Genomic DNA, 11,306 nt, shown 5'->3' with positions numbered 1-11,306 from the left:
TTTCAGCCGTTCAAGTCTCTGTCAAATTGACCGGACTTGCTCGACCTGCTGGAATTAAGTCGCGCCCCGCTTCCGGGACAACCCCTCTAACTTACCAGCTCATTCAGACCGCTCTGAACCGTCTTGAATGAACCAGAAGGAAGTGGGATTTGCCGGGCTTCTGTTGAGGCTCTTGCGAGCCCCTCGGCCGCCCTGCGCGAAGCAACTCTAGCAGTCTCCCGCGCCTACTTCGCGCCACACAGGTAATCGTAGGGTCCTTCCCTCGCCACAAGATCGTCAAACCTTGGTCATCGCCGCCCGTACGACACCTGAAGTCAAGCCGTCAGCAAGTCATCCGCAATCGCCCCTCGGTACGAAGGTAGCCACGAGCAGACTGCGCTCTCGGAGGTGCCCGCCATGACTCGCTCGGAGTTCGACGACATCCGTGCCTTCCTCGCCGACCCGGCGACCCATGCGGGAGACCTCCTGCGCATCGCCCGGACCCTGATCGACGACCTCGAACAGGCACGGGTGCGCGAGGCCGTCCTGCGTACCCATTACCTGCGGCTGCTCACGGCGGCGCGGACGACCGTGGCCGCGGACATGGTCGGCGCGCCCGACCCGCTCGCCTTCCTCACCCGCGAGCTGGCCGAGCGCGGTCAGCTGCCCGAGGACGAAGACGCCGTGCAGCAGATCCTGTCCGACGCCCGTACGGCTGAGACGCTGCTCGCCTGCATGCAGGAGGGGCAGCAACCACCGCAACAGCCGCCGGTCGTGCGGATGCGCGGGATGCGCCTGCGTCGGTGCGTCGGTGCGCATCGGACCCTTCCCCGCTGAGCCGGCCGGCCCGGCCGCTGATCGCTCAAGGCTGATCCCCCAGGGGGCTCAGGCTTCGACCGGATGAGGACTGTGGCCATACCCGGCCTTGGCCACCCGGCTGTAAGACTGCGCGTATGTGGCAACGTGGGCTGAACTGGTCGGCAATCATCCTGGTCGGGATATTTGGTCTGATGTGGATCGGTGTTGTGATCTATGCGGATCAGACGTCTTCCATGTGGGTGCGTGCCGCTCAGGTGCTCTTCGGGGCCTTGCTGCTCGGGTGGGCCGTGCTCAAAGCGGTTGTCCTGGTCAGGGATCAGGAGGGCTGAAACCGGTATCCCATTCCGGGCTCGGTCAGCAGGTGCACGGGGTGCGCCGGGTCGCGTTCGAGCTTGCGGCGCAGTTGGGCCATGTACTGGCGCAGGTAGTGCGTCTCCTTCAGGTAGCCGGCGCCCCACACCTCCGTCAGCAGCTGCCGCTGGCTGATCAGTTTGCCGGGATTGCGAAGCAGGATCTCCAGGAAGTGCCATTCCGTCGGCGTCAGCCGTACGCCGCCTGAGATCGTCTTGCCGGCGAGGTCGATCACGTGGTCGCCCAGCCGCACCGTCGCGGGTTCCTCTTCGTGCTGGTTCGTGCGGCGGGTCACCGCGCGGATGCGGGCCAGCAGCTCGTCGATGCCGAAGGGCTTGGTGACGTAGTCGTCGGCTCCGGCGTCGAGCGCGTCCACCTTGTCCGTGCTGTCGGTACGCCCCGACAACACGATGATCGGCACCTTCGTCCAGCCGCGCAGGCCCTGGATCACCTCGACGCCGTCGAGATCGGGCAGGCCGAGGTCGAGGACGACCAGGTCGGGGTGCCAGTCGGCGGCCTGGCGCAGCGCCGATGCGCCGTCGGGGGCGACCGCGACCTCGTAGTGCCTGGCCGCCAGGTTGATGCGCAGAGCACGCAGGATCTGGGGCTCATCGTCGACGACGAGCACGCGGGTCAAGGGGCCCTCCTCAGTGAGACCGTCATGGTGAGCCCTCCTCCGGGGGTGTCCTCAAGGAGCAGCGTGCCGCCCATCGCCTCGGTGAGGCCGCGCGAGAGTGCGAGGCCGAGGCCCACGCCGGTGTGGTTGTCGCGGTCGCCGAGTCGCTGGAAGGGCATGAACACCCTTTCATGCGCTTCCGTGAGGATTCCTGGTCCCCTGTCGATGACGCGCAGTTCGACGCGTTCGCCGTGCCAGCTCGCGGTGACGAGCACGGTCTCGCCTTCGGGGCTGTAGCGGACGGCGTTGGCCATCAGGTTCGCCAGGACGCGTTCGAGCAGCGCCGGATCGGCCTGGAACTCCGGCAGGTCGGCCGGGACGTCACTGCTGACCCGGTCACGCAGCGGGCCGAGGTCGTCGATGGCACGCGGCAGCACGTCCTCGACGGCGACGGGCCGCAAGGTGACGCCCAGCACGCCGGCCTGGAGGCGGCTCATGTCGAGCAGGTTCGACACGAGCCGGTTCAGTTTGATCAGCGACTCGCCGGCGGTGGCCAGCAGTTCGGCGCGGTCGTCGTCGGACCAGATGATGTCGGTGTTGCGCAGGCTCTCCACGGACGCCATGGCCGAGGCGAGCGGGGTGCGCAGGTCGTGGCCAACGGCGGCGAGCAGCGCGGTGCGCATGCGGTCGGCCTCGGCCAGCGGCTCGGCGCGCGCGGCCGCCTCGCGCAGGCGTTCCTGGCGCAGGGCGACGGCTGCCTCGGCGGCGAACGCCTCCAGGACGCGGCGGTCGCTGGCGTCGAGCAGCCGGCCGCGGGTCGCGAGCACCAGCCGGTCGTCGATGGTGACCACGTCGCTCCCGCCGTCCGGTCGGGGGTGGTTCGGGCTGGTGACGGGCGGGGTGGTGATCGGGGGGCCGCCGGACGTGGCGACGATGCGCCAGTCACGCGACGGATCGTCCTTTTCGAGCAGGGTCACCGCGGTCAGCCCGAACGTCTCGCGCAACCGTCCGAGCAGTGAGGCCAGCGCGGACTCCCCGCGCAGCACGTGTCCGGCCAGTGTGGACAGGACCTCGGCGTCGGCCCTGGACCGGGCCGCTTCTCTGCTGCGCCGGGCGGCCAGGTCCACGACCGTGCTCACCATGGCCGCGACCAGGACGAAGATGGCCAGCGACAACACGTTCTCGGGCTCGGCGATGGTCAGGGTGTGCACCGGCGGCGTGAAGAACCAGTTGAGCAGCCCGAACGCGAGCACCGCCGCCGTGAGCGCCGGCCACATCCCGCCCACGAGCGCGACGCCGACGACCAGCAGCAGGAAGAGCAGGATCTCGCTGGGCAGGCTCAGGTCGAGCGGCGCGATCACGGCGGTGAGCGCCGGCATGGCGGCCAGGGTCAGCGCCCATCCGGCCGACCTGCGCCGAGGCGTCAGCGCTCCCCCGGGCCGCGGCCGGCCGGAGCCTCGGCTGACGGCCTCGTGCGGGACCATGTGCACGTCGATCGACCCGGACAGCGTGGCCGTCGTCATGCCCACGCCGCGGGTGAGCAGTTGCGCGAGCCGTCCCCGCCGGGAGGCGCCGAGGACGAGTTGGGTGGCGTTCACGCCGTCGGCGAACGCGATCAGCGCGCGCGGGATGTCGTCGCCCACGACCTGGTGGTAGGTGCCGCCGAGGTCCTCGACGAATTTGCGCTGGCGTACCAGGTTGGCCGGGTCGCTCGTGGTGGACAGGGCGTCGGCCCGGGTGACGTGCACGGCGAGCAGGTCGGCGCCCTTGGTCCTGGCCGCGATGCGGGCGGCGCGGCGGACGAGGGTGTCGCCCTCGGGGCCGCCGGTGAGAGCGACGACGACGCGTTCGCGGGCTTCCCAGGTGCCCGCGATGTCGTGGTCTGCCCGGTACGCGGTGAGCTGCCGGTCGACCCGGTCCGCCACCCAGAGCAGGGCAAGCTCCCGCAGAGCGGACAGGTTGCCGACGCGGAAGTAATTGGCGAGGGCGGCGTCGACGCGTTCCGGCGGGTAGACGTTGCCGTGGGCGAGGCGGCGGCGCAGCGCCTCGGGTGACATGTCGATGAGTTCGAGCCGGTCGGCCCGCCGGACCAGGTCGTCGGGGACGGTCTCGCGCTGCGGCAGGCCGGTGATCTGCTCGGCCACGTCGCGCAGGGACTCCAGGTGCTGGATGTTGAGCGTGGAGACGACGTCGATGCCGGCGTCGAGGATGTCCTGGACGTCCTGCCAGCGTTTGGCGTGCCGGGAGCCGGGCGTGTTGGTGTGGGCGAGCTCGTCGACCAGCACGGCCGTGGGACGGCGGGCGATGACCGCGTCGGCGTCCAGCTCGGTGAACGTGGCGCCGCGGTGGACGACGGTGCGGCCCGGCACGGTCTCCAGTCCGTCGAGCAGGCGGGCGACCTGGTCGCGGCCGTGGGTCTCGACATGGCCCACGACCACGTCACGTCCGCGCTCCTTGGCCCGTCGCGCCTCGCTGAGCATGGCGTACGTCTTGCCGACGCCGGGCGCCGCGCCCAGGTAGACCCGCAGCCGCCCGCGCGACGTGCTTCCCATTTCTCCAGGTTACGGCTGGTATGGCGGGGCGACTCCCCAGCCCCAGTGCGGAACCGGCGCCTTCGGGGGCGGGGTCGCGCCGGGCTGGGAGTTGTGCACGGCCAGCCGGGTGCCCCATTCGATGTAGCCGGCGAACGCGGCCCTGAACTCGGGGTCGTCGGGCAGGCCGACCTCGTCGGCGGCGTCCATGAGGAGGTTCACCCAACGGCGGCGCTGCGGTTCGGTGATGGCCCGGCCCAGGTGGTGGGCCAGCATGTGGGGATATCCGCCGCGTTCGCGGGTGTACCGGTCAGGGCCGCCGAAGACCTCGCTGAGCCACATGGCGACGTATTTGGGGTGCTCGGGGTCCATGTGGGCGAACAGCGGCCCGATGAGGTCGTCCTTGAGGACGGTCCGGTAGAACGCCACGGTCAGCCGTTCGAACGCCTCGGTCCCGCCCGCCCACTCGTAGATCGTCGGGACGTCTTTTTCCATCATGTAATCATGTAATCAGCACGCGAGTCGGTTCGACAAGGCCCGATAGGAAGAGGTCCCGAAACGACGAAGTCCCCGGTCGCCGTGTGGCGACCGAGGACTTTGGCTTGGTAGCGGGGACAGGATTTGAACCTGCGACCTCTGGGTTATGAGCCCAGCGAGCTACCGAACTGCTCCACCCCGCGTCGGTGTGTCGTTATTAACTATACCGCCCTTCCGGACTCCTTCGACCCGGCCGGGCTTTGTCCGGGCGCGTCGGTGGCGTAATCACGGGCCTCACGCTGCTCAGACCCCCTCCACCACGGCGGCGAATCCTCCTGGCGTCACCCGTCGCGCCGGCCCCTGCTCGTCATGGTGCCCATAGGGCCGATGACCTCCGCTTGGCGGAAATGGAGGCAGGGTGTGCTTCCAGAACGCCCGCGTCCCGCGATGGTCTCGAGGTCCTGGAGACCGACAATGCCGGATGGGACCTGCGGTGCCGGTGAAAAGCAACGAGGCCCTGGCCGTCGGCCAGGACCTCGAATCTTGGTAGCGGGGGCAGGATTTGAACCTGCGACCTCTGGGTTATGAGCCCAGCGAGCTACCGAACTGCTCCACCCCGCGTCGCTGTCTTGCTTCTCAAGACTATCGGCGACGAGGGGTGGGCGCAAACCGAAAGGGCTAGGTGGTGCCTCCCGCCTGTGTGCCCGAGGGTGTCGGCGTCGGTGTGGACGTGGCCGGCGGCGAGGCGGACGGCGTCGCCGACGGGGAGGCAGAGGGAGAGGCCGAGGGCGACGGGGTCGCCGCCGGCTTGGCGTTGGCGCTCTCGATCTGCTTCAGCGCCTCCTCCAGCCGCTTCTGGGCCTTGCCGTACTCGTCCCAGTTCGGGGGGCTGGCCTGGAGGGCCTTCTGGGCGTCCTCGTAGGCCTTCTGGGCGTTGGAGATGGCGGTGTTCATCGCCGACGTGTTCGCCTGGTTGGGCGTGGTCTGCTGGGGCTGGGTGTTCGGCTGTTGCTGCTCGCCGCCGAAGACCTGCTCCAGGGCCTGGTCGAGGGTGTCACCCGAGCCGACCTTGTTGCCGAACGCCACCAGCACCCGCCGCAGGATCGGGTACGGCTCCTGGCCGGTGCCGGCCTTGGTCTGCACGTAGACCGGCTCGATGTAGATCAGGCCGTTCGCGTAGGGCAGGGTCAGCAGGTTGCCGTACCTGACGTTGGCCTGGCCGAGGCCGAGGGGGCCCAGCTCGCCCGAGAACTTGTTCTGGAAGTTGTTCTGGGCCTGACCGGGACCGGGGACCGTGGTGTTGGACGGCATGCGCAGGATGCGCAACTTGCCGTAGTCCTTGCCCACCGTGGAGCCCGCCGCCATGAAGGCCGCCAGGTTGGGCCCTTCCCGCGGGACGAAGGTCGTGGTCAGCGAGAACGACGGCTCGGACTCGTCGGGCATCGTCGCCGTCAGGTAGTACGGCGGCTGCTTGACCGACTGGTTGCCCTGCGAGGGGTCGCTGGGGATGTTCCAGAAGTCCTGGGCGCTGTAGAAGGCGGCCGCGTTGGTGACGTGGTAGCGCGACAACATGTAGCGCTGCACCTTGAACAGGTCCTCCGGGTAGCGGATGTGCGCCTGGAGGTCGGGGCTCATCTGCGAAGCGGGCTTGATCGTGCCGGGGAAGGCGGTGGACCACGTCTTCAGCACCGGGTCGTTGCCGTCCCAGGCGTAGAGCGTGACCGTGCCGTCGTAGGCGTCGACCGTGGCCTTGACCGAGTTGCGGATGTAGTTGATCTCGTCCTGCGGCTGCTGGGCGACCACGCGGCGGTCGGTGGCCAGGTCGCGGGTCATGTCGCCGAGGCTCTCGCTCTGCGAGTACGGGTACGCGTTGGACGTGGTGTACCCGTCGATGATCCAGGTGATCCGGCCGTCGACGATCGCCGGGTAGGCGTTGCCGTCGAGGGTCAGGAACGGCGCGACCTTCTCCACCCGCTCCCGTGGGTTGCGCACGTAGAGGATCTTGGAGTTGTCGTTGATGTCGCCCGACAGCAGAATGTTCATCTCGCCGTACTTGGCGGCGTAGACGAGCCGGTTGAGGGCCGAGCCGATCGGCACGCCGCCCTTGCCGGTGTAGGTGGTGTTCTGCTGGCCGGTCTGGCCGCCGGAGACCGGGTAGTCGAGCTCCTGCGGGGTCTTGGGGTTGCCGCCGGCGATGACGTACTCGGTGGAGCCGGGGTTCTCGCCGAAGTAGACGCGCGACTCCTTGAGCCCGGTCGAGGCCGCGAGGTCGCCGGTGACCGGCATGTCCTTGCTGTCGTAGGCGGGCAGGCCGCCCGCGTCGACCTCGTTGCCCGGCGCGGCGACGAAGCCGTAGCCGTGGGTGTAGACCAGCGCGCGGTTGATCCAGTTGTTCTGGGGCGCGGGCGGGCCGAGCAGCTCGCGGACGCCGACCACGTGGTCGACCAGCTTGCCGTCCTTGCCGGGGTAGCGGTCGACGTCGAGCTGGTCGGGGAAGCCGTAGAAGCCGCGGATGCGCTGGGTCTGCTCGAACGTGGACGACACCAGCGCCGGGTCGAGCAGACGCACGCCGGTCACCGACTCGTCGCCGCCGGCGCTGACCTTGGTCGGGTCGGCCTGGGCGTTGTAGTCGATCACTTCGGCGTTCTGCACGTCGTAGGCTGATCTGGTGGCTTGGATGTTCCGGTCGATGTAGACGGCTTCCTTGCCCTGCTGGTTGGGCTTGACCTGGAACTGCTCGACCAGCGCCGGGTAGACGCCGCCGATCAGGATGGCCGAGAGCACGAGCAGGCCGAACGAGACGCCGGGCAGCATGCCGCCGGGGCGCACGACGCCGGCGAAGAACAGCGCGGCGCAGATCAACGCGATGATCGCGAGGATGTTCTTGGCCGGGAGCACCGCGTTGACGTCGGTGTAGGACGCGCCGTGCACGTAGCCGCGGTCGGAGAAGACCAGACCGAACCGGTCGATGTAGTAGGCGACGGCCTTGAGCAGGACGAACACGCCGAGCAGCACGGAAAGGTGGATCCGCGCGGCCCTGGAGGCGTGCACGCCCGGCGACTGCAGCCGGAAGCCGCCGTAGAGGTAGTGGGTGATCGTGGCCAGGACGATCGAGATGATCACGGCGGTGAACAGGAAGTTCAGCACCATCCTGATGAACGGGTAGTCGAACATGAAGAACGAGATGTCCATGCCGAACAGCTCGTCCTTCTTGTCGAAGGAGGCTCCGTTCACGAACTGCAGCCACGTCTTCCACTGCCCCGCGAACGAGGAGCCGGAGAAGAGCGCGAGCAGGCCCATGCCGACGATGAAGATCAGCTTGCGGTGGGGGTCGAGCGCCATGCGATAGCGGTCGGCCCCGCTGCCGCCGCCGAACACGGCGGGGCCGAACATCGGCCGGGTGCGGAAGGCCAGCAGCATGTTGCCGCCCGTGATGCCGACCATGAGCACCGCTCCGACGAGGAACAGCACGATCTCGGTCAGCAGCACCCCGGAGAAGACCGACGTGTAGTTGGTCGTGTCAAACCACAGGTAGTCGGTATAAATCCCAGAAAAGAGAAAAAACAGGGCCACGATCGCGACCAGCGCGATGGCCACAGGCAGAAGCAGCCGCGGCCGGCGTGGCAAGCGCATCGCCCTGCCGGCCCCTGGGGTCCGGAAGCTCAAGGCCAACCCCTCGTCGTGATGAAGAAACGGTCCGTGTCTGGCAACTTACACCGCAGCGCCAGCCGTACGGCTAACGCACGGCGCTCGCCGGAAGTTTCATCCGGCCTCACAAGCGGGCACATTGCCCTTTCCGGTGCGCAGCGCGTCGAGCGCGAGCACCGCGTCGTGCAACGTGTCGGCCTTGACCAGCCGCAAGCCGTCGGGCACGGCCTTCATGGCCTCCGCGCAGTTGTCCGCGGGGGTGAGGAAGATGGTCGCGCCGGAGTCGCGGGCCCCCACCATCTTCTGGGCGATGCCGCCGATTGGCCCGACCTGGCCCTCGGTGTCGATGGTGCCGGTGCCGGCGATGCGCTTGCCGCCGGTGATCTCGCCGGGGGTCAGCTTGTCGAGTATGCCGAGGGAGAACATCAGCCCGGCGCTCGGCCCGCCGACGTCGCCCACGTTGATCTCGACGTCGAAGGGGAACTTGAACTTCTCCTGCATGAGCACGCCGACGAGGGGCTTGCCGTCCTTGCTGGCGATCGGCTGCAGCGACACGTCGAGCTTCTGGCCGCCCCTGGTCACGTTGAAGGTCACGGTCTCGCCTGGCTTGTGCGCCTTGACGGTGTCCCCGACGAACTGCGAGTCGGTGGCCGGTTTGCCGTCGACCGCGTTGATCTGGTCGCCCTTCTGCAGCTTGCCGTCGGCGGGCTTGCCCTTCTCGGTGGACAGCACCGTGACGACCCGGTCGTAGTGGATCTTGAGCTCGTTGAGCGCGGCGGCCTTGGCGGAGTCCTGGGAGTTGGTCATCTCGACCGCGTTCTCCTCGTCGACCTTTTTCGCGTCACGGCCGGGCGGGAAGATCGTCTCCTGCGGGACCACCGCGACGGTCGGGTCGAGCCAGCCGCGCAACGCCGTCAGCAGGTCGATCTGGGCGGCCGGGCCACCCTGGTAGGCCACCGTGACCAGGCTCAGCGCACCGCTCGTGGGATAGGTCTGCCGGCCGCTGATCGAGATCACCGGCTTCTTGTCGACCTCGCCGATGGTGTTCTCGGTGGGGCCGGGGCTCAGCACGACGTACGGGACCGGCCGGAACGCCCCCAGGACGCCCAGCGCGAGCACGAAGAACCCCGCGAGCAGCAGGGTGAGGACGCGTCGTGACATGGTGATGAGCTTATTCGCAGGCGCCGACCCACTCGGTCTCGCCATCGGCGAACACCTGGTGTTTCCAGATGGGGACCTCGGCCTTGAGATCGTCGATGAGCCTGCGCGAGGCCCTGAACGCCTCGTCGCGGTGTGGCGCGGCCACGGCGACGATCACCGCCGTGTCGCCGAGCCCCAGGTCGCCGACCCGGTGGACGGCGGCCATCGCGGTGACGGGGAAGTCGGCCGCGACCTTCTCGGCGACCCGGCGCAGCTCGTCCGGCGCCGAGGGATGGGCGGAGTAGGAGAGCCGGGTCACGGGTTTGCCGTGGTCCTGTTCGCGCACCGTGCCGATGAAGATCGCGGTGCCGCCCGCCGCGTGGTCTCCCACCGCGGCCAGCACCTCGTCCACGGACAACGGGGTGTCACGAATGCCGAGCAACCGGATGACGTCCACGGAAAGAGCCTAACCTCACGTTCCTACTGACGACGCTTTTTGCGGACCTGCCGGACGATCGCCGCGGTGCCGATGACGGCCACCGTCGCGCCGGCCGCAGTGAGCGTGGCCTCCTTTACCGGCAACCGCCTGCCGACCACGGTGGTCCTGTTCTCACGGAGTTCGAGGAGCTGCCGGAAGGCGGCCTCGTTGGTCCACGCGGGCTTCCAGCCCGCCTCGCGCAGCGCTGAGCAGTCGACCACCCACGGATAGACGACATAGTGCAGGTCGGTGGCGGGCGCCGGGGTGATGCCGAGCCGGTGCAGGCGCTGCGCGGTGCCGAACGTGAGCCCCGCCGGCAGCTCGAACCGCCGGATCCCGGACAGCTCCTCGACCTGTTCCTGCTCCAGCCAGCCGTCGGAGCCCACGGCCACCACGCCGGTGACGGCCCCCTTGGCGGCCAGCTCCAGCGCCGAGACGAGGTCGTCGATGTGGCAGAACTGCCAGTTGGGGTTGCAGCCCTTGACCGTGAGCAGCCGCGGCGACTCGAAGTGCCGGGTGATGACCGTGTCGACGCCCGGCCCGACCACCGCCGCCGGGCGCAGCACCGTGACGTCGAGGCCCGGGTGGCTGCGCAGCGACCTGCGGACCAGCGACTCGATCTCCAGGTAGTCGCCCACGACGCCGGTGTCGGGCTCGGCGGCCACCGGGGAGTCCTCCGGCAGGGGGACCTCGTTGTCGGGCGCGGCGCCGTAGACCATGGCGCTGGTGACCAGGATCACCCGCCGCACGCGGGCGGCGGCGCAGGCGGTGAGCACCGTCTGCGCGGCTCTGAGGTTGTACGCGCGCCGCTCCCCCGGGTCGGAGTCGACGGCGTAGTCACCGGCCAGATGGACCAGGACGTCGATGTCGGAGATCCGGTTCGCCAAGAGCGGATCCCGTACGTCGATCACTCTCCACGTGGCTTCCTGAACGTCGCCGCGCTCCTCGTCGATGGCCACCACTCTGCGGAAATCCGCGGCGGATGCGAGCCTCACGAGCAACTCGCGGCCGATGCCGGAGGCCGCGCCGGTGACGGCGACGACGGGTTGACGCGGGCGTTTCGAGGTAGGCACCAGGTCCTCACTTTGCACTGATCCGCCGTAGGACGACTAACGTGGCGGATGTGGACTCCTCCATCCTGCACGAGGTAGAGCGGTGACTGACCTGCCAGGTCGCGAAAACGACCCTAACGAGAACCCGTTCGCCATGTTCGGCAACCCTGAGCAAATGGCTCAGGCGATGCGCCAGTTCGCCGACATGTTGTCGG

9 protein-coding genes and 2 tRNA genes are annotated in these 11,306 nt (G+C 68.7%); 2 read left to right on the top strand and 9 right to left on the bottom strand.

What is annotated here, in order from left to right:
- The first annotated feature begins 396 nt into the window (after positions 1 to 396).
- Together AB0J71_RS44165 and AB0J71_RS44160 are read left to right on the top strand one after the other, a co-directional pair.
- On the top strand, positions 397 to 816 hold the full coding sequence (locus AB0J71_RS44165) for a hypothetical protein (protein WP_352330133.1): 420 nt from the start codon (positions 397 to 399) through the stop codon (positions 814 to 816).
- 116 nt (positions 817 to 932) lie between these two features.
- Positions 933 to 1,127, top strand: coding sequence for a hypothetical protein (locus AB0J71_RS44160; RefSeq protein WP_352330135.1), 195 nt, complete (start codon positions 933 to 935; stop codon positions 1,125 to 1,127).
- Here AB0J71_RS44160 and AB0J71_RS44155 read toward each other — a convergent pair.
- The 9 genes from AB0J71_RS44155 to AB0J71_RS44115 all read right to left on the bottom strand — a co-directional run bounded on the left by AB0J71_RS44155 (position 1,115) and on the right by AB0J71_RS44115 (position 11,115).
- Positions 1,115 to 1,786, bottom strand: coding sequence for a response regulator (locus AB0J71_RS44155; RefSeq protein ID WP_352330137.1), 672 nt, complete (start codon positions 1,784 to 1,786; stop codon positions 1,115 to 1,117). The genes AB0J71_RS44160 and AB0J71_RS44155 overlap by 13 nt on opposite strands.
- Complete coding sequence (locus AB0J71_RS44150; RefSeq protein ID WP_364420171.1) at positions 1,783 to 4,317, bottom strand: DUF4118 domain-containing protein; 2,535 nt, start codon at positions 4,315 to 4,317, stop codon at positions 1,783 to 1,785. Before AB0J71_RS44150 ends, AB0J71_RS44155 begins: the two co-directional genes overlap by 4 nt.
- Before the next feature lie 9 nt (positions 4,318 to 4,326).
- A complete protein-coding gene (locus AB0J71_RS44145) occupies positions 4,327 to 4,794 on the bottom strand; it encodes a group II truncated hemoglobin (protein ID WP_364420169.1) in 468 nt (155 codons plus the stop codon).
- A 105-nt stretch (positions 4,795 to 4,899) separates the two neighbouring features.
- Positions 4,900 to 4,976: transfer RNA gene (locus AB0J71_RS44140), tRNA-Met, on the bottom strand.
- A gap of 341 nt (positions 4,977 to 5,317) precedes the next feature.
- A tRNA-Met gene (locus AB0J71_RS44135) sits at positions 5,318 to 5,394 on the bottom strand.
- A 57-nt stretch (positions 5,395 to 5,451) separates the two neighbouring features.
- Entirely contained in the window at positions 5,452 to 8,406 is a 2,955-nt protein-coding gene (locus AB0J71_RS44130; protein ID WP_352319332.1) for a UPF0182 family protein, read from the bottom strand.
- A 129-nt stretch (positions 8,407 to 8,535) separates the two neighbouring features.
- A complete protein-coding gene (locus tag AB0J71_RS44125) occupies positions 8,536 to 9,582 on the bottom strand; it encodes a PDZ domain-containing protein (protein WP_352319330.1) in 1,047 nt (348 codons plus the stop codon).
- A gap of 10 nt (positions 9,583 to 9,592) precedes the next feature.
- Positions 9,593 to 10,018 carry a molybdenum cofactor biosynthesis protein MoaE gene (locus tag AB0J71_RS44120; RefSeq protein WP_352319328.1) on the bottom strand — a complete coding sequence of 142 codons (426 nt, stop codon included), beginning with the start codon at positions 10,016 to 10,018 and terminating at the stop codon, positions 9,593 to 9,595.
- A 23-nt stretch (positions 10,019 to 10,041) separates the two neighbouring features.
- The gene (locus AB0J71_RS44115) at positions 10,042 to 11,115 is read right to left on the bottom strand and encodes an NAD-dependent epimerase/dehydratase family protein (protein ID WP_352319339.1); all 1,074 of its coding nucleotides are present in this window, start codon (positions 11,113 to 11,115) and stop codon (positions 10,042 to 10,044) included.
- Positions 11,116 to 11,306: the final 191 nt, after the last annotated feature.

It is taken from the genome of Nonomuraea sp. NPDC049637, from assembly GCF_040675235.1.
Lineage (GTDB): Bacteria > Actinomycetota > Actinomycetes > Streptosporangiales > Streptosporangiaceae > Nonomuraea.
Note: the sequence above shows the minus strand (reverse complement) of the source record. Positions and strands in the feature narration are given on the sequence as shown.